The sequence below is a fragment of the Pararobbsia alpina genome, from assembly GCF_902859895.1.
Taxonomy (GTDB): domain Bacteria; phylum Pseudomonadota; class Gammaproteobacteria; order Burkholderiales; family Burkholderiaceae; genus Pararobbsia; species Pararobbsia alpina.
The window spans coordinates 23,285-40,426 of sequence record NZ_CADIKM010000019.1; the positions used below are offsets into that span (position 1 = coordinate 23,285).

Consider the following 17,142-nt stretch of genomic DNA (forward strand, 5'->3'; position numbering starts at 1 on the left):
TGTGCCCAGCGAGTGTGGGGGCATCCGGTTTGTTGGAGGTCGCGGCGCGGCCTCGCCGTAACGCAGGTGCCGTGCCGCCGACCGCCAACCGCCAACCGCTAACGGCTATCCGCTACTTGCTCCCCTATCGCCCTTCGGTCATCGTCGCCGTCGAACTGACCGAGGGCGTGAGCGCGGGTGTCGGGATGGCGGTGACGGGGGCATTCGTGAGCATCGTGTTGCGTCGCCAGTTGCCGAACTTGTAGTAAAGCGCGACCAGCGTGACGGCGCAGGTCGTTCCAACCGGAAAGCTCCACCAGATCGCCTCGGGGCCATAAGCCGGAATCAGGAAATGTGCGAACGGGATGCGCACGCACCACAGTGAGAAGGTCAGTGCGATCAGGGGGGGAATCACCGCGCCGGTTGCGCGCACGGCTCCCGCCAGCACGAACATGATCCCGAACAGCGTGAACGAGCCGAGCACGATGCGGTCGACATGCAAGCCGATCGCAATAGCCGTCTCTTCATCGCCGAGGAAAAAGCGCAACGCAATCCTGCCGAGCATCAGGATCACGCAGCTCGGCAGCGCCGTCATCACGATGCTGTAGAGCACACCATAGCGCGTGATGCGGCTCACGCGATCCCAGCGCATCGCCCCGACGTTCTGCGCGACCATCGACGATACCGACGCTCCGACTGCGATGGCCGGCATCTGCACATAGGTCCACAACTGCGTGACCGCGCCGTAGGCCGCGGTCGTGTCGATGCCGAAGGTGTTGACCATCCCGATCATCGCAATCGCCGAGAGCGAGACAACGAACATCTGCATCCCCATCGGAATGCCCTTGGCCACGAGTGCGCGAATCACGGCGCCGCGCGGCCGCAGAAAGCCGAGCTCATGTCGGCCGAGCGCCAGGCAGTGGTGGCGCCGGTAGAGAAAGACCAACAGGGCCGCCATGCTGATCACTTGCGCGGCCAGTGTCGCGAGTGCCGACCCCGCGACGCCGAAGCTCGGCACCGGACCGTAGCCGAAGATCAGCAGCGGATTCAGGCCGACGTCCAGCACGACGGTCAAAGCCATCAACAGGAAAGGCGTGCGCGCGTCGCCCGCGCCGCGCAGCACCATGGCCGCGAAGCCGAGCACGTTGATGAAGGGCAGCGCAACGAAGATCACGCGCAGGTAGGCGATCGCATAGGGGCGCGCATCGTGCGGCGTATGCATCGCATCGAGGATGTGCGGCGTGAACCAGAAACCGAGCAGCGCGACGATCAGCGAAATCGTGACATAGAAAGTAAGGCCCGTGCCGACGATCCGGCGAGCCTGCGTGAAGTTTTTCGCGCCGACGGCCTGGCCGACCAGAATCGTCGCGGCCATGCCGATGCCGAACACGGTACCGAGCAGGAAGAACAGGATCAGGTTGACGTTGGCCGCGGCCGACAGCGCCGCAGGCCCGAGAAAGTGGCCGATCCAGACAGCATTGACTGAGCCGTTGAGCGACTGAAGCACATTGGCGCCGAGCGTCGGTAACGAGAACCGGAGCAAGGTGCTGCCGATCGGTCCGTTGACCAGATCACGGCGAGAAGTCGCGACGGCGGCCACTCAGACGACCCGCAGCATGCCGACACACCGCGCGCGCCGCGCGCCGCTGGTGCGTGCGACAAGGCTCGCCACTGCATGGGCGACACCGCGGAAAGCGGCGGAGGCAAGACCCAGGACCGCGGCCGTGGACGTGGTGGAAGACGGAAGCAGCATAGATTTTCAGTGCGCGGGCGGGGTAGCGTGCAGCCCGCTGCGGCTGGCTCGAGCTCGTACCATTGATAAGACAACCGAGTTTATAGAAATCCCATGCATCTGGTGGGTCCGGATTTGCAATTTTTGCCTAACTGTCCTGCGCGTCTCGTTCTATAGTGAGCAGGCAACAGTGCGAAAAGCAACGAGGAGGCGACCGTGGCGCAACACAGAATGGTGCGTGTGACCCGCGACAGCGGCGGATTCGACGATTTCGGCTTGCCACGTGTCACGCGCGTGCGACCCCGCGTCGAATTGACCGCGGGCTGGCGCGTGACCCATGCGTTTCACGACTGGAGCGAATTGCAGTCCTTTATCGACGCGTGTCGCTCGGCCGGTGAGGATGCATTCGGGCCGCCGCCGTCGCTGCTCAACCATGGCACCGCCGAACTCGCCTGGGAGCGATTCAGGCGCCAGTTGCGGCTCGCCTAGCAGCGCGAGCCCTTTGCCGGGGGACGCTTCTCGAGCCGTTCCCCCGTGCCGATTTCCTCAGTGTTTCCCCTGGCTCAGGCCGTTTCCAGCAGCCGATCGTTGACCGCCTTGAGCGCGCTCGCGGCTGCCCGAATGGGCGGCATTTCCGCTTCGTCCGCATTCGACAGGAACGGCATCGCGGGTCCCATGTCGGCTACCACCGCGCTTACCGCATCGTGCAATACCTGGATCGGCGAGTTCGCGTCACGCAGGTCTTCGAGCGCGATGAAACACTCGCGCAATGCGCGCGCGCGCGCCCAGTCCCGCGCCTGAATCGCCTTGAGCATCTCGGCCGATGCACGTGGCGCCACGCAGCCCGACCCCGTCGTAAAGCTGTTCAGCCCGAATTCCTGGAGATGGACGAGCGCCGGACGCTCGCCGATGCCGCTGATCAGGTATTCGGGCGGCACTTCGGTCAACAGAGCCCGCAGGTAGCGATCGTCGGCAGGGTCGGCGTGCACCGCGGCGTACTTGATCGCGAGAATCCGCCTTTCGTCGATCAAGGCGCGCACTTCGGCCGGCGCGAGATAGTCGTCGTTCTTGATATAGAGCACAAACGGCTTGCCCAACAGATCCGAGAAACGCCGCAGACCATCGAGCAGGCCGCGCCGCGTCATCGGTCCGACGTAGGGCAGCACCATGGCAGTCGGAAAACGCAGCCGGCGTATGACGGGCACCTGGTCGAGGATCTTGCCGAAATCCGGGCCGACCGACGGGATCACCCAAGTCTCGGGGCCCGCGAACTCGGCAAGCATCGAGAGCAAGGCCTCGTACTCGCTGACCCGTGCCTGATAGAGGTTCGCGTTGCCGCCGTACATCAGGAAACGGATGCCGCCCTGTTCGAGGTGTCGGACCAGGGCCGCGTTGTTCGCGCGGTTCAGACTCAGATCCGCATGGCGGGCCACCGGGGGAACCGCGAGCGGCGATAGTCGCAGATCCGCAAGCGTGATGTCTTGCAGCTTCATAAAGCTCCTCGAGGTCGAAATGAGAGCAAAGTAGGCGTGGATCCCAAAGTTGTCAAACAAATTTGCACGTGAATTCGTGCCCGATGGCGTGGCCGTCACGGCAAAGGCAAGTCGAAGCCTTACAGTATGGGCGCTCCTGCGTGGGGATGGGGTTTTTACTAAGTGAATCAAAGTACTCTATGCCTTGACACTGTTCAGACAACCCCGCTATCGTGGGCCGGATTCCAACAGGATGCCGGCGCGTGGGCAGGGCGTGGCACCTTCATAACAAGGAGACGGCATGAGGTTGTCAAGCAAGTTGGCGGCACGGTGCGGCGCGCTCGCGCTGGCGATCTCCGCCTTTGCGGCCAGCGGCGGCGCATGGGCCGACGGGCCGGTATCACTCAATGTGGTCGATGTCGCCGGTAACCTCGCGCTCACGCAAAAGGCTTTCGAGGCCTTCCATGCGAAGTACCCGAACCTCGTGTCGAACATCAACTTCACGAACGCGCCCGCACCGCAGTTGCCGGGCAAGATCAAGGCGATGCAGGCGGCCGGCCGTTCCGATATCGACATCGTGCTGACCGGCACCGATGCGCTCGCCGCGGGGATCGAGCAGAACCTCTGGATGAAGCTGCTGCCCGACCACGACAAGCAGTTTCCCGGCGTGCTCGACAAGTACGCACCGGGCCCTCGCAAGATGCAGGACCTCGCGCAGGGCGATGGCCTCGAGGTGACCTATATGCCCGCCGGACCGCTGCTCGAATACAACCCCGCGCATGTCAGCGATCCGCCGAAGACCCCCGCGCAACTGCTCGCCTGGTGCACCGCGCATCCCGACAAGCTGATCTATGCGCGACCCGCGAACTCGGGTCCCGGACGGGCCTTCCTGATGGGCCTGCCCTATCTGCTCGGCGACAAGGATCCGCGCGACCCGGTCCACGGCTGGGACAAGACATGGGCCTTTCTCAAGCAGCTGAACACCTGCATCCCCTACTATCCGGGCGGCACGGCCGCGGTCATGAAGGAGCTGGGCGAAGGCTCGCGCGACATGACCGTCACCGTGACCGGCTGGGACATCAATCCACGCGCGCTCGGCATCGTGCCCGCGGAGTTCCGCGTGCAGGCTTTCGACACGATGAGCTGGGTCGACGATGCGCATTTCATGGTGGTCCCGAAGGGTGTGCCGGCCGAGAAGCTCGACGTGATCTACAAGCTCATGAACTTCCTGCTCGCCCCCCCGCAGCAGGCCATGACCTACGACGACGGGTATTTCTATCCTGGGCCCGCCGTCAAGGACGTGCCGCTGTCCTCGGCACCCGCACACAGCCAGGAGGTCCTGAAGAAATACGGGCGTCCCGAATATGCGCAGATGATTGCCGATCATCCGCATGTCGTGCCGCTTGATTCGAAGGAGATGGTCGCCGCGTTCCAGAAATGGGACCAGGAAGTAGGTGCGCAGAAATCGAAGTAGGGGGCGGCCATGAAACAGAATTTCCAGACCTTGCGTCTGGCCTCCGTCAGCCGCCATTTCACGAACGCGGAGGGCCTGCCGGTCGCCGCGCTGAAGGGACTCGACCTCGACGTGCGACGTGGCGAATTCATCGCGCTGCTCGGGCCCTCGGGCTGCGGCAAGTCCACCGCGCTCAATTGCATCGCCGGGCTCAATGCGCTCAGCGAGGGTGCGATCTGGCTCGATGACGCCCGCATCGACGTGCTGCCGCCCGAGAAGCGCGGCTTTGGGATGGTATTCCAGAACTACGCGCTGTTTCCGCATCTGAGCGTGCTCGATAACGTCGGCTTCGGACTCAAGATGCGCGGGCTGGCGCGGCGTGTCGTCGAACAGCGTGCCCGCGCCGCCCTCGAACTCGTGCAACTGGTCGGGCACGAACGCAAGCTGCCGGGACAGTTGTCGGGTGGCCAGCAACAGCGCGTCGCGATTGCGCGCGCGATCGTGATTGAGCCGCCGCTCGTGCTGATGGACGAACCCTTGTCCAATCTCGATACGAAACTGCGCATCGAGATGCGGGCCGAGATCCGACGCATCCATGGCGAGCTCGATCGCTCGACGATTTATGTGACGCATGACCAGGACGAGGCGCTGTCCATGGCCGACCGGATCGTCGTGATGCGCGAAGGCACGGTCCAGCAGATCGGCACGCCGAGACAGGTGTACGAGCGGCCCGCCAACCTGCATGTCGCGCGCTTCATCGGCTATCGGAATGTCGTGCCGTTCTCGCTCGGCACGGTCGTCGACGGGCGCGCGACGCTCAAGGCAGGTGACATCGAACTGCGGGGCACGGCGCTCGGAGCGGTTGGCCCGGGCATGGTCAGCGTGGCGATGCGGCCCGACGACTTCGAACGTTCGACTGAGGGCGGCAACTGTTTTCGTGCGGAGATCGAGACGGTCGAGTACGGCGGCCGCGAATCGTTGCTCAAGGCGCGGGCCGCATTCGGTTCACTCTATGTGCGCATTGCGGGCGATGCGGCAGTGGGCGAGACGCTGTCGCTGCGCATATCGCCCGACCGGGCCCTTGTCTACCAACAGGAGGCACACTGATGGCGAGCCTGAGCGGATCCACCGGCGGCCGTCTGCGCGCGGCCCGTTTCGATCCGAAGGCGATGCTGCTCACGCCAGCCTTGCTCGCGCTGGTCGCCTTGTTCATCTATCCGTTCGCTTATGGCGTCGTGTTGTCGCTGAGGTCGGCGGATGGCGGTGGCGTCTGGGCCAACTATGCCCATTTCTTCACCGATGCGACGATGTGGCCGACCATCCTGGTCACACTCAAGCTCGCGGTGCCCGCGACACTGATCAATGTGCTCGGCGCACTACCCGTCGCGTTCGCGCTGCGCCGCCACTCGCCGTACCAGAAGCTGGTGACTGCGCTGCTCGTGATTCCCGTGACGCTCGGAACGGTATTGATCGCCGACGGCATGCTGACGTATTTCGGCCCCAACGGCTGGTTTCCGCAAGCCCTTCACGGCTTGCATCTCTATCACGATGAGGTCCGGCTCACGCACAACTACTGGGGTGTGTTGATCTCGCTCGTGATCTCGGGTTTCCCGTTCGCTTTCCTGCTGGTGCTGTCGTATGTGACGGGCATCGACCCGACGCTCGCACGCGCCGCCGCGACGCTCGGCGCGAGTCCCTGGGAGCAGTTCCGCCGCATCTATTTGCCGCTGCTTGCACCGGGGCTCACGATGGCAGCCTGCCTGTCGTTCGTGCAGGCGTTCTCGGTGTTTCCCTCAGCGATTCTGCTCGGCGCGCCAGCCGGCCGGACACGCGTCATATCGATCGCGGCCTACGAGGCGGCGTTCGAAAACTACGACTACCCGATGGCATCGGCCATCGCGATCGTGATGGGCTTCGTGCAATTGCTGATCGTGGCGGGCATGTTGTCGATGCGGCGCGCGTTCTATAGTGGTCCGACGACGGGAGGGAAGGGATGAATCCGTCACAGCCCGCGATCAAGGCCCGCGACGCCCGCTCCGGCGCCGCCACCCAGGGCGAAACACCGATCCGGCATGGCAAGCCGCCACGGCCCCTCGCGATGCGGCTTTATCGTTTGCTCGTCTGGAGCGTCATGGTGTTTTTCCTGCTCAACGTGTTGCTGATGATCGCGACCGTCGCGATGAACTCGGTCGCGACACGCTGGTTCGGCACGCCCTTGCCCCAGAGCTTCACGCTGCACTGGTACGCGCAGGCGTGGGAGGACTTCCAGCTTGCGGCGGTATTGCGCGTCACGGTCGAAGTGGTGGGAGCGGTCGTGCTGCTGTCGATCGTGTTCGGCGTGCCGGCCGCCTATGCGCTCGCGCGTGTCCAGTTTCCGGGCAAGCGGTTCGTGTTGCTGATCTTCCTGCTGCCGCTCATGGTGCCGCCCGTGACCTATGGCATTCCGATGGCCACGGCGATGTATCGCTGCGGGTTGGCCGGCACCCTCGCAGGGGTGATTCTCGCGAATTGGGTGCCGTCGCTGCCCTTCGTGATTCTCGTGATGACGCCGTTCATCGAACAGATCGATCCGAATCTGGAATCGGCCGCGCGGATCTTTGGTGCGAACACCTTCCGGTACTTCCGCCATGTGCTGCTGCCCTTGCTCGTGCCCGGGATGCTCGCGGCGGGTCTGCTCGTGCTCGTGCGCACGATCGGCATGTTCGAGCTGACGTTCTTCACGGCGGGGCCGGGGACACAGACGCTCGTGGTTGCCTTGTATTACGCCGTGTTCTCGACGGGGGTGCGCGCCTCGCAATCGATCGATGCGATGGCGATGATCTACATGGGCATCACGCTGGTGTGGGTGTTGATCGCGCTGCAGTTCGTGAGCCCGACGCAGCTCGTGAGCCGCGTCAAGGAGCAGCGTCACGACGGCTAGGCAAGGCAGGCCGGTACGATACGTGCCGGTCCAACCTATGTCGAATGACCTTGCCGACGGGATCAAGGCCGACAGGACCTGGGCTCGAAACTATCCGAGCTTCACCCGGCCATGAGGGCCGGGCGGAGTTCAAGCATTACCAGCGCTGATGCACGTGCGGCCTGATCAGACGTTCGTACGTATCGCGCACGGCAGCCATCTGCTTGTCAGTGAGGGCCGGCAGGCTGGCCGCCTTCGCATTGCCCGCGGCCTGCTCGGCGTTCTTCGCGCCGGGGATCGCGACCGTGACGGCGTCGAACATCAGGATCCAGCGCAGCGCGAGCTGGGCGAGCGGAACATTGCCCGAAATCGCACGCAACTCCTCGACGGCCTGCAGGCCGACGTCGTAAGGCACACCTGAAAACGTCTCGCCGACATCGAACGCTTCGCCGTGACGGTTGAACTGGCGATGGTCGTCCGCCGCGAACGTGCTTTGCGTGGACAGCTTGCCGGTCAGCAAGCCGCTCGCCAGCGGCACGCGCGCGATGATCGCGACCTGCTGTTCGAGCGCACGCGCGAAGAAGCGTTCGATCGGGCGCAGGCGGAACATATTGAAGATGATCTGCACGCTCGTGATCGGATATTCGAGAGCCTTGAGCGCTTGCTCGACGTTCTCGACCGACACGCCGTAGGACTTGAGCTTGCCCTTCACGACCATCTTGTCGAGCGCTTCGAAGATCTCCGGCCGATAGTAGACTTCGGTCGGCGGACAATGCAGCTGGACGACATCGAGCGCGTCGACTTCGAGATTGCGCAGCGAATCGTCGATATACCGTTCGAGCACCGCCGGCGTATAGCCCGCCGACACGTGCGGGTTGACCTTGCGGCCGGCCTTGGTCGCGACCACCAGGCCGTCGCGGCCGCGCGACTTCAGCACGCGCGCAATCAGCCGCTCCGAGCGGCCGTCGCCGTACACGTCGGCCGTGTCGATGAAGGTCATGCCCTGGTCGAGCGCCGCGTTGAGCGCGCTTTCCGCATCGCGGTCAGACACATCACCCCAGCTGCCACCGATCGCCCATGCGCCGAAACCGATTTCGGATACCTGCCAGCCCGTCTTGCCAAAAGGACGCTTCTGCAATGTCTTCTCCTCAAGTAAGCGCGGGCCGCCGAGGCGCCACGCCATGTCTTTTCCACCGGCTCTTTTCTACCGGTTCTTTTGCATCGGCTGGCAGTGTAGCGCGTCGGACGAAAATTCGAGACAGGCCGTGACAGTCGACCGGCACTAAACAGCGGCCCGGTTCAAATGTTCGCCGATCGTTGCGGCAGTGGCCCTCTATTGAATGAGGTTTTTCCCCTGAATTGGGGATTGGAAGCGCCCTTATTAAACTGATTTTTGATTCATCATTTGAATTCGGGATTCTTCGTATTCAATATTGATAACAATAATGATGTTATTAACTTTATTATGTGGGCGCTATCGTTTGCGCACTGCAGTCGCTCTTTTTATTCATACAAATAGGCCGTCCGGTCAATCGTACGTTCGAAGGCGTCATCGAACGGTCAAGCGTACCGGGCTATTCCGGCCCGACCTCGAAAATGCGCGTTGATCACGAATATTTAACGCGTCACACAAGCCATACATAAAATTCATGCCGGTGCGCTTTCTTAATTAATGCGATAGCGTTAGTCTACCCAGGCTACCGAAACATGTTTTTGGGAGACGAAGATGGGTATGTTCATTTACGGTCAGCAACCTGGAGCGGGTATGGAGAACCGGTTGAGTTCGCATCCCCTGTTGCCGCTGGAAGACGATGACGTGCTCGAGCAAAGCCTCGCGAACGAGATCGCGCAGTTGCGCCTCGAGATCAAGCGACGCGACAACCTGCTCCAGGAGCGCGACCGGCTGCTGCGTGAATGGATGCTCTCGCAGGAAGCGTTCAAGAGCTTGTTTCGCAAGTACGGGCGCCTGCCTGACGGCCGCATGATCGTCGACTTGCCGAGCGACGAGAAGTCGAAACTCATTGAGGACGAGGAGGCGGCGATCCTGCGCATTCGTCCGGACCTCGCGCGCTAGGTGCTTTCCCGTCGGGTCAAGGTGAAGCCGACGTCGATCCGGCTTTTTTTCGGTGTTTCGCCGTTGAGGATCTGGAGTAGAAGCTGGGCGGCCTGAAAGCCAATTTCGTAACGCGGCGTGGTGATTGTCGTGATCGACGGGGTTGACCAGGCTGACGAGGGCAGGTCGTTGAAACCCGCAATCGCGATGTCGTCGGGTACGCGGATCCCGCGCCGCTGGCACTCGAACAGCGCTCCGAGCGCAAGGTCGTCGTTGCAGCAGAAGATCGCATCGCAATCGGGTGCCCGCTCAAGCATCTGGATCAGCAACTTCGAACCAAGCCCAACATTCGACGGCTCACTCGTCAGCACTTCGAGATCGCAGTCGAACCCCGCTTCGCGCAACGCGCGACGAAAACCCGCACGGCGCTGCATCGTGCGTGGGTCGAGTTGGGCTGCGACAAAGCCGGGCCGCCGGTAGCCGCGTTCGAGCAGATAGTTCGTGATGGCGAAGCCGGCCATCTGCTGCGAAAAGCCCACCGACCATTCGCCGGGAGTCTGGCTCAGATCGTACATATGGACCACGGGCACCCGCGCGGCCGAAAGCCGCTGCCGGATCGTTTCCGACTCGTCGATTCCCGTGACGAGGAAGCCGTCCGGGGCATGCGTGAGGTAGGTCGAGAGCAACTCGGTCTGGGTGACCGGCGAATAGTTCGTATTGCCGATGAGAAACTGGTAGCCGGCCGGGCCCAGACAATCCTGGATGCCCGCGAGGGTTTCGACAAACACCGCATTGGACAGCGAGGGCACCAGCACGCCGACCACACGTGAACGCGACGAGGCGAGGGTGCGCGCCGCGTGGCTCGGCACATACCCGAGTGCGGCCACCGCCGCCTCGACCCGCGTACGCGCTTCGGGCAGGACCTGGGAAGGGCTTTTGAGTGCGCGCGAGACGGTCATCGGGCTGACCTTCGCACGCAGCGCGACGTCGGCGATCGTCACGCGTCCGCTCGGTCGGCGGCGCGCCGGCTTGCGCGGCGAGGCCGTCACAATGGGTTCATCGAGACTGCCGCTATCACCGCTGCCGCCGCTGCCGATAATGCGCCGGCCCGTCGCCATGCCGTGCCGAGGCGCTGACGTGTCGGGATTCGCCACCGTGGGTGTCGTGGGCGCATTCGGGTTTACCGGCCATTCGGCCGGCTTGGCAGCGCCGGTCAGATTTTTTTTCATGCGCGAGTATCGCCCTGCGCGCAGTTGAAGGGAAGTCTCAGGAAGCCGACTTTTCGATGTGACGTTGCGGTGCGGTGCAGTGTGGCGATATTGCGGCGCGGGGGCTTGCCGGCGGGATTCAAACCCTCAGTCGATTGTCTCGATCAGGCCGGCTTCGTCATGGGCCACGCGATTGACGTCCTGGCTCACGCGGTGAAACGCGAGATCGTTACGCTCCGAGGAGGCCTGCAGGGCGAGGACGTTCAACTCGGCTGCGCCGAGCGAGGTGTCGAGCCAGCGTCGCGCCGTATCGTCATCGAACACCAGCGGGCGGTGCGCGTGGACATCGACAAGGCCGCCGCTACGCGCAACGGTTACGATGACGCAGCCGTCGCCCGGCTGGTGCTCGAGCGCATCCCGGACGCTCGACAAACCCGCGAGCAGCATGGGAAACCGGGAGTGCCGGTAGATGTAATAGGGCTGGGCGACAGTCGATTCCGTACGCCATTCATACCAGCCGTCGGCCGGCACGATCACGCGCCCGTACCGCCACAGCTCACGGAAGTAACCCGATGCCGCCGCGCTGTCGCTGCGCGCGTTGATCGCCTGCGGCAGATGCTGGCGTGTCGCCCAGGCCGGGCGGTAGCCCCAGCGGATCGTGCGAATCGTCTGGTCGGGGAACATCACGAGCGGATGCGCGCCCGGCGCGAGATTGAAGCCGGGCCGCCGGTCCGCGGGATCGAACATCAGCACGGGGCTCGCGAAGCCGATGGCGCGTGCATAATCGCGTGCATCTCGATACTGCGCAATTCGGCCGCACATCGCTCACCTCGGAATCCCGTCCACATTCCAGATCAAGCGTAGCGCAAGCGCGCGGCACACGAAAGCGCGTATTGCGCCTTCAATGTCACCGATGCTTATCGGACACCGCCGATGACCTTGCCCGGGTTCATGCGTCCGTGCGGATCGAGTGCCTGCTTGAGTGTGCGCATCAGGCCGAGTTCCACGGCGGACTTGGTGCGCGCGTTGTCCTCGATCTTGAGACGTCCGAGTCCATGTTCGGCACTGATGCTGCCGTGGTGAGCGACGACGCTATCGTAGACGAGTCGGTTCAGCTGTTCCTGATAGCGATTCAGAAAGGCGCGCGCATCGCCGCCTTCGGGCGTCTGCACGTTGTAGTGGAGATTGCCGTCGCCGAGATGCCCGAACACCACCATACGCGCGCCCGGGGCGGCGGCGGCGATGAGCGCGTCGGTATAGTCGATGAAGTGGCCGATCCGCGAAATCGGTACGGCGATATCGTGCTTGATGTTCAACCCCTCCTCGGCCTGCGCGAGCGGAATGTGCTCGCGCAGATCCCAGAACGCGCGCGAGGCGGTCAGGCTTTCGGCGACGACCGCGTCGAGCACGAGGCCGTCGTCGAAGGCGGTTTCCATCATGCCTTCGAACAGGCCGCGCGCATGCGCTTCGCTCTCGTTGTCTGACAGTTCGAGGAGTACGACCTGCGGATAACGTTGGGCGAAGGGATAACGCATCTGTGGGAAATGCCGTCTGACCAACTCGAGGCAGAAATCCGACATGAGTTCGAAACCCGTGAGCAGCGGACCGGCCGCGCCTTGTGCGAGTTCGAGCAACTTGAGTGCGGCGTGCGGCGAGCTGACCGCGGCGAGCGCCGTGACCTGCGCGGCGGGCTGCGGATACAGTTTCATGACGGCGGCGGTAATCACGCCGAGCGTGCCTTCAGCGCCGATGAAGAGGTCGCGCAGATCATAGCCTGTGTTGTCCTTGCGCAGTCCGCGCAGACCGTTCCAGATCTCGCCGGCCGGCGTGACAACCTCGAGGCCCAGGCAGAGTTCGCGCGTGGTTCCGTAGCAAAGCACAGCGGTGCCGCCCGCATTGGTCGCGAGATTCCCGCCGATCGTGCAGCTGCCTTCGGCCGCGAGGCTGAGCGGGAACAGACGGCCTGCCGCGCGCGCGGCGTCTTGTACTTCGGCGAGTATGCAACCCGCTTCCACCGTGATCGTGTTGTTGGCCGGATCGATCGACCGCACCGCGCGCAGACGGCCGAGTGACAGCACCGCCTGTGTGCCGCTTTCGTCGGGCGTCGCACCGCCCGAGAGGCCCGTGTTGCCACCTTGCGGGACCAGTGCGACGTCGTGCCGCGCAGCGATCCGGACTGCCTCGGCGACCTCCTCGGTGCTGCCCGGACGCAGGACCGCACGGGCCTGCCCGATATAGCGTTTGCGCCAGTCCGTCAGATAGCTGGCCATGTCGGTCGCCGTGATCAGCACATTCGAGGCGCCCAGCGCGGCGATGCACTCGGCGACGAACGGGTCAGCCGGATTTGAACGGGAGGGGACCGCGGCGCGATCGGAAAGATCCGAAAGGTTCGAGCCATCGGAAGAGTCCGGATGGCCGGTGCGGGAATCGGTGGGCGGGTTCAATTCGGGCTCCTGTCGCTACTGATCTGTTTCTGCTTCTTGTTCGAGCGCGGCGCGGCGCTTTGCTTCCTGCTTGAAGGGCTTGACATACCAGATGGCGCAGACGAAGTAGATCAGCGACAGCGCCGCTTCGCTCCAGGCGAGCGAGGCGATTGGCGCGGGGTCGCTCCAGCCGCGTACGACGCCTTCAGTGAAATAGGCCAGCACCAGCATGCTCGACCATTGCAATGTGTACAGACTGCGCCGCATGACGCCGTAGAGCGGCAACAACAGCGGCACGATCTTGAGCACGAGCAGCGAGCCGCCCGGACGCAGCGGTGCGAGCCAGGCTTCCCAGGCGAAGCACAGCACGATCAGTACGATCAGGGCCATGCGGGCCGTGCGGTAGAGGGTGAAACTGGCGAGGGTATTGGTCGGGTTGGGAGTCATTGTGTCACCTGAGCGTGTCACTTGAGCGCGTCACCGGGCCGCGCGGCCTTGAGGGCGAGTGCCGAGCGCGCGAGCCGCGCGCCGAGCGCGGCCGCGAGTGTCCTTTCTTCCTCGGCGAGCGGCGCATCGGCCTGGCCGCCCGCGCGCGTGAAGTGGGTCGCGCCGTAGGGCGAGCCGCCGGTTTGCGTGGTCGTCAGCAAGGGTTCGGAGTAGGGGATGCCGAGCACGAGCATGCCGTGATGGAGCAGCGGCAGCATCATCGAGAGCAGGGTCGTCTCCTGCCCGCCGTGCAGGCTCGAGGTCGAGGTGAACACGCAGGCCGGCTTGCCCGTGAGCGCACCGGACAACCATTGCGTCGAGGTGCCGTCGAGAAAGTACTTGAGCGAGGCGGCCATATTGCCGAACCGGGTCGGCGAACCGAGTGCGAGACCCTCGCATTCCTCGAGGTCGCGCAATTCCGCATAGGGCGGACCATCGGCGGGAATCTCGGGCTGGGTCGCCTCGCAGACAGTGGAAACGGCGGGAACGGTACGGATGCGCGCCTGGGCGCCCGGGACGCTGTCGACGCCGCGCGCGAGCGCGAGTGCGAGCTCGCGGGTGGCGCCGTAGCGGCTGTAGTACAAAACCAGAATGTCGATCATGAGGAATTTTGCAGTGGAAAGGTATTATAGGGGCCACCCTGGAGGCGGCCGTGCGTACGACCCTGACCGATACCGATTCACTGAAGAGACTGGCCAGCTTTGTGGCGAGGCGCAGCCGGGAAGCGCGCATCCAGCAGGTGGCCGGCAGCCTGACATTTACGACGGTGCTTGCGCTCGTGCCCTTGCTGACCGTCGCGTTCGCACTGTTCACGGCGTTTCCGATGTTCGCGCAGTTCCAGAACTCCCTGCAGAGTTTCCTGGCGGATCACCTGATGCCGCCGCAATTCAACAACCAGATATTCAGATATCTCGACATGTTCGCCTCGAAAGCGAAGAGCCTCACGACCGTCGGGCTGTTCCTGCTTTGTGTCACCGGTGTCGTCACGTTGATGACAATCGAGGCCGCTTTCAACCTGATCTGGCGCGTGCCGAAGTCACGGCCGCTCGCTCAGCGTGTGCTCGTCTACTGGTCGATCATCACGCTGGGGCCCCTGTTGTTCGGGGTGAGTCTGTCTGCGTCGTCGTATGTGATCAGCCGCTCTATGGTGTTCTCGGGCAGTGGGGTCCCTGCCGCGCTGGACTGGGCGGTGACCGCCGCTGCCGTGCCGTTGACGGCCTTCGCGTTCACGCTGATGTATGTCTATATGCCGAATTGCAAAGTCGAATGGCGCGACGCGGCCGTCGGCGGATTGGTCGCGGCGATTGGATTTGAAACGGCCAAGCGCGTATTCGGGCTCTACATCCGGCATATGCCGAACTACACGGTTGTTTACGGGGCGTTCGCGGCGGTGCCGATATTCTTGTTCTGGGTGTACCTGAGCTGGTTCGTCACCCTGGTCGGCGCGATGCTGGCCTCGGCGTTGCCGGCGATTCGCATCGGCCAGTTTCACCGGCCACGGTTTCCGGGCAGCGACCTGCTCGACGCGCTCGACCTGCTCGCGCTGCTGAACCAGGCGCGCGAGGAGGGCATGCCGGGCTATCGTCTACTTGAACTGTCGCGCCTCGCGCGACGCGATCTCGAGACCACCACACGCCTGCTCGGTGTACTCGAGGAGCACGGCTGGATCGCCAAGCTCGACCCGTTCCAGCATTCGGAGCGCTGGATCCTGATTGTCAATCCTCGCAGGATCGATTTGCTCGCGGTGTTCAACGCGTTTGTGATCAACCGTAAGGAACTCGAATATCAGGTCACGTTGTCGACGACGATGTTCGAAGGGGACGTGCTGCTGTCGGCGCTCGATGCGCGGCGCCTCGATGTTTCGCTCGCCGAAGTGCTCGGCGGCCTGCACGGGACGGCGACGGATGAGGCGGAAGACGTGGTGTTGGGGACGGCCTAGCGTTTGCCCGTCGCCAGCACCGGGGCGGTCCGGGCCAGGTCGGGATGTCGGAACGGGTGCCGGGGTCAAGTGACGACCCCGGGGGGCAGGCCAGCGGTGCACTCGGGATGTAGACCTACAACGAAATGCGCCCCGTGCAGATATCCTTGAACATCACCCAGTCTCCCATCAGGCTATAGAGCGGGTGCTTGAATGTCGCGGGCCGGTTGTGTTCGAAGAAGAAATGGCCGACCCATGCGAAGGCGTATCCGCAAACCACCGCCGCAATCAGCCATGGCCAGTCGGCGGTCGCGAACGCGAGCGCCACGAAGCCGATGACACCGAGCGAGCCGATGAAATGCAGCCGTCGACAGGTCATGTTGCGGTGCTCGCTCAGGTAGTAAGGATAGAACTCGCCGAAGCTTGCGAAATGATCGCTTTGCAGAGTGGGTTGCATGGTTCGCTCCTTTTCGCTGCCCGATGCGGGCGATCGCGCGACACGTGACATCGTGTCATGCGACCGTCATTTTTGCGCGCACGATCAGCAGCCACTTCATTTTGTTCCTGTCGACCCCGACTGACAAGTCGGCCGTTTGGCCGAATCGCGACTTCCCGCGCATTGCCTTACGATTGCTTCAAGACGGTTGCAGCACGTGCCGGCAGGCGAAGCTGTAAAGCGCATCGAGGCAGCCTTCGGGCTGTTCGGCGAGCATGGCGTGGCCGCAGTCGAGCGTCACGGTGTCGACCGGCATGCCGGTCGATTCGAGTGCGGTGGTCAACGCGCGCAGGCGGTTGGCGGGCGTCATCACGTCGCGGCGGCCGGCGACGATGCGCGCTGGGCAGCGGATCGCGGCCGCGGCTTGCAGGCCGTTCTCGTATTGATTGCAGGCGGTGAAGTCGATCGAAAAAACGGGGGCGTCGGAGCAGGCCGACACCCGCTGCATGAGGCGCTGGTTCATTCCTTGCAGCCAGAAGCCGGGAGCGGGGCAGGACGGCTTGGCGGCGAGCGTGCTGTGCGACCACTGGTTCACCATGTCGATCGCTTCGGGTTCGCGCTTGGCAGCGGCGTCGAGCAAGGCATCGGATACGCGCATCGGGATCGCGGTGGCGAACAGGACGAGACCGCTGGTGCGCGCGGGTCGCATCGCCGCGGCTTCGAGCGCGACGAGCGAGCCCATGCTGTGGCCCGCGAGCAAGGCGTGTTCGATGGCGAGCGTGTCGAGTAGTCGGTGCAGCCAGTCGGCCATCGAGCGGACCGATGTCAAAGGCGGTCCTTCGCTGCGATGGTGGCCCGGCAGGTCGACCGCGAGGACATTCAGGCCGTGGTGGGCGAGGTAGCGCGACTGCAATGCCCACACGCTATGGTCGTGCTGGGCGCCATGGATCAGCACGACGCTTGGCAGGGCCGGATCGAACGGTTTGCCGCCCGTGTAGACGTAGGCCGTCGGTCGGGCGGGTTCGGTTGTCACGATGCGCGTGTCGGCGCCATCGTCCGTGCCAGAGCCAGAGCCAGAGCCAG

The 17,142-nt window shown here is 63.8% G+C and carries 18 protein-coding genes; 7 read left to right on the plus strand and 11 right to left on the minus strand.

Annotated features, from left to right (window positions below; translation table 11 throughout):
- Positions 1-124 precede the first annotated feature (124 nt).
- A complete protein-coding gene (locus tag HV670_RS18070) occupies positions 125-1,579 on the minus strand; it encodes an MATE family efflux transporter (RefSeq protein ID WP_246257647.1) in 1,455 nt (484 codons plus the stop codon).
- Positions 1,580-1,732 (minus strand): hypothetical protein, encoded by a 153-nt coding sequence (locus HV670_RS18075; RefSeq protein ID WP_175106181.1) that lies wholly within the window; start codon positions 1,730-1,732, stop codon positions 1,580-1,582.
- A 195-nt stretch (positions 1,733-1,927) separates the two neighbouring features.
- On the opposite strand from HV670_RS18075, the gene HV670_RS18080 reads away from it, so the two are divergent.
- A complete protein-coding gene (locus HV670_RS18080) occupies positions 1,928-2,200 on the plus strand; it encodes a hypothetical protein (protein ID WP_175106182.1) in 273 nt (90 codons plus the stop codon).
- A gap of 74 nt (positions 2,201-2,274) precedes the next feature.
- Here HV670_RS18080 and HV670_RS18085 read toward each other — a convergent pair whose 3' ends face one another.
- Entirely contained in the window at positions 2,275-3,204 is a 930-nt protein-coding gene (locus tag HV670_RS18085) for a dihydrodipicolinate synthase family protein (protein ID WP_175106183.1), read from the minus strand.
- Between the two features lie 280 nt (positions 3,205-3,484).
- On the opposite strand from HV670_RS18085, the gene HV670_RS18090 reads away from it, so the two are divergent.
- The 4 genes from HV670_RS18090 to HV670_RS18105 all read left to right on the plus strand — a co-directional run bounded on the left by HV670_RS18090 (position 3,485) and on the right by HV670_RS18105 (position 7,556).
- On the plus strand, positions 3,485-4,657 hold the full coding sequence (locus HV670_RS18090; RefSeq protein ID WP_175106184.1) for an extracellular solute-binding protein: 1,173 nt from the start codon (positions 3,485-3,487) through the stop codon (positions 4,655-4,657).
- 9 nt (positions 4,658-4,666) lie between these two features.
- Positions 4,667-5,743: an ABC transporter ATP-binding protein gene (locus HV670_RS18095; RefSeq protein ID WP_175106185.1), complete on the plus strand. Its 1,077-nt coding sequence runs from the start codon at positions 4,667-4,669 to the stop codon at positions 5,741-5,743.
- Positions 5,743-6,633 carry an ABC transporter permease gene (locus HV670_RS18100; RefSeq protein ID WP_175106186.1) on the plus strand — a complete coding sequence of 297 codons (891 nt, stop codon included), beginning with the start codon at positions 5,743-5,745 and terminating at the stop codon, positions 6,631-6,633. Before HV670_RS18095 ends, HV670_RS18100 begins: the two co-directional genes overlap by 1 nt.
- A gap of 101 nt (positions 6,634-6,734) precedes the next feature.
- Complete coding sequence (locus HV670_RS18105) at positions 6,735-7,556, plus strand: ABC transporter permease (protein ID WP_246257664.1); 822 nt, start codon at positions 6,735-6,737, stop codon at positions 7,554-7,556.
- 136 nt (positions 7,557-7,692) lie between these two features.
- Here the strand turns inward: HV670_RS18105 and HV670_RS18110 are convergent, their stop codons facing one another.
- The gene (locus HV670_RS18110; RefSeq protein ID WP_175106245.1) at positions 7,693-8,673 is read right to left on the minus strand and encodes an aldo/keto reductase; all 981 of its coding nucleotides are present in this window, start codon (positions 8,671-8,673) and stop codon (positions 7,693-7,695) included.
- A 588-nt stretch (positions 8,674-9,261) separates the two neighbouring features.
- On the opposite strand from HV670_RS18110, the gene HV670_RS18115 reads away from it, so the two are divergent.
- Entirely contained in the window at positions 9,262-9,609 is a 348-nt protein-coding gene (locus HV670_RS18115; protein ID WP_175106188.1) for a hypothetical protein, read from the plus strand.
- Here HV670_RS18115 and gntR read toward each other — a convergent pair.
- The 5 genes from gntR to wrbA all read right to left on the minus strand — a co-directional run bounded on the left by gntR (position 9,606) and on the right by wrbA (position 14,307).
- On the minus strand, positions 9,606-10,817 hold the full coding sequence (gene gntR / locus HV670_RS18120; protein WP_246257650.1) for an HTH-type transcriptional regulator GntR: 1,212 nt from the start codon (positions 10,815-10,817) through the stop codon (positions 9,606-9,608). The two genes, HV670_RS18115 and gntR, sit on opposite strands and share 4 nt — an antisense overlap.
- 126 nt (positions 10,818-10,943) lie before the next feature.
- On the minus strand, positions 10,944-11,618 hold the full coding sequence (locus tag HV670_RS18125; RefSeq protein ID WP_175106189.1) for an SOS response-associated peptidase: 675 nt from the start codon (positions 11,616-11,618) through the stop codon (positions 10,944-10,946).
- 95 nt (positions 11,619-11,713) lie between these two features.
- Positions 11,714-13,111 carry an FAD-binding oxidoreductase gene (locus HV670_RS18130; RefSeq protein ID WP_246257667.1) on the minus strand — a complete coding sequence of 466 codons (1,398 nt, stop codon included), beginning with the start codon at positions 13,109-13,111 and terminating at the stop codon, positions 11,714-11,716.
- A 144-nt stretch (positions 13,112-13,255) separates the two neighbouring features.
- Positions 13,256-13,666 carry a DUF2069 domain-containing protein gene (locus HV670_RS18135; RefSeq protein ID WP_175106190.1) on the minus strand — a complete coding sequence of 137 codons (411 nt, stop codon included), beginning with the start codon at positions 13,664-13,666 and terminating at the stop codon, positions 13,256-13,258.
- 17 nt (positions 13,667-13,683) lie between these two features.
- Positions 13,684-14,307 carry an NAD(P)H:quinone oxidoreductase gene (gene wrbA / locus HV670_RS18140; RefSeq protein ID WP_175106191.1) on the minus strand — a complete coding sequence of 208 codons (624 nt, stop codon included), beginning with the start codon at positions 14,305-14,307 and terminating at the stop codon, positions 13,684-13,686.
- A 50-nt stretch (positions 14,308-14,357) separates the two neighbouring features.
- On the opposite strand from wrbA, the gene HV670_RS18145 reads away from it, so the two are divergent.
- Positions 14,358-15,644: a YihY family inner membrane protein gene (locus tag HV670_RS18145; protein ID WP_175106192.1), complete on the plus strand. Its 1,287-nt coding sequence runs from the start codon at positions 14,358-14,360 to the stop codon at positions 15,642-15,644.
- Between the two features lie 115 nt (positions 15,645-15,759).
- Here the strand turns inward: HV670_RS18145 and HV670_RS18150 are convergent, their stop codons facing one another.
- Both HV670_RS18150 and HV670_RS18155 read right to left on the minus strand, forming a co-directional pair.
- On the minus strand, positions 15,760-16,080 hold the full coding sequence (locus tag HV670_RS18150; RefSeq protein ID WP_175106193.1) for an Mpo1-like protein: 321 nt from the start codon (positions 16,078-16,080) through the stop codon (positions 15,760-15,762).
- A gap of 178 nt (positions 16,081-16,258) precedes the next feature.
- The gene (locus HV670_RS18155) at positions 16,259-17,095 is read right to left on the minus strand and encodes an alpha/beta fold hydrolase (protein WP_425511440.1); all 837 of its coding nucleotides are present in this window, start codon (positions 17,093-17,095) and stop codon (positions 16,259-16,261) included.
- Between the last annotated feature and the right edge of the window lie 47 nt (positions 17,096-17,142).

Excerpts from the sequence above, each read along its gene's own strand:
- HV670_RS18075 (WP_175106181.1), bottom strand. The coding sequence starts at position 1,732 with ATGCTGCTTCCGTCTTCCACCACGTCCACGGCCGCGGTCCTGGGTCTT.
- HV670_RS18085 (WP_175106183.1), bottom strand. The coding sequence starts at position 3,204 with ATGAAGCTGCAAGACATCACGCTTGCGGATCTGCGACTATCGCCGCTC.
- HV670_RS18090 (WP_175106184.1), top strand. The coding sequence starts at position 3,485 with ATGAGGTTGTCAAGCAAGTTGGCGGCACGGTGCGGCGCGCTCGCGCTG.
- HV670_RS18095 (WP_175106185.1), top strand. The coding sequence starts at position 4,667 with ATGAAACAGAATTTCCAGACCTTGCGTCTGGCCTCCGTCAGCCGCCAT.
- HV670_RS18100 (WP_175106186.1), top strand. The coding sequence starts at position 5,743 with ATGGCGAGCCTGAGCGGATCCACCGGCGGCCGTCTGCGCGCGGCCCGT.
- HV670_RS18105 (WP_246257664.1), top strand. The coding sequence starts at position 6,735 with ATGCGGCTTTATCGTTTGCTCGTCTGGAGCGTCATGGTGTTTTTCCTG.
- HV670_RS18115 (WP_175106188.1), top strand. The coding sequence starts at position 9,262 with ATGGGTATGTTCATTTACGGTCAGCAACCTGGAGCGGGTATGGAGAAC.
- gntR (WP_246257650.1), bottom strand. The coding sequence starts at position 10,817 with ATGAAAAAAAATCTGACCGGCGCTGCCAAGCCGGCCGAATGGCCGGTA.
- HV670_RS18125 (WP_175106189.1), bottom strand. The coding sequence starts at position 11,618 with ATGTGCGGCCGAATTGCGCAGTATCGAGATGCACGCGATTATGCACGC.
- HV670_RS18135 (WP_175106190.1), bottom strand. The coding sequence starts at position 13,666 with ATGACTCCCAACCCGACCAATACCCTCGCCAGTTTCACCCTCTACCGC.
- wrbA (WP_175106191.1), bottom strand. The coding sequence starts at position 14,307 with ATGATCGACATTCTGGTTTTGTACTACAGCCGCTACGGCGCCACCCGC.
- HV670_RS18150 (WP_175106193.1), bottom strand. The coding sequence starts at position 16,080 with ATGCAACCCACTCTGCAAAGCGATCATTTCGCAAGCTTCGGCGAGTTC.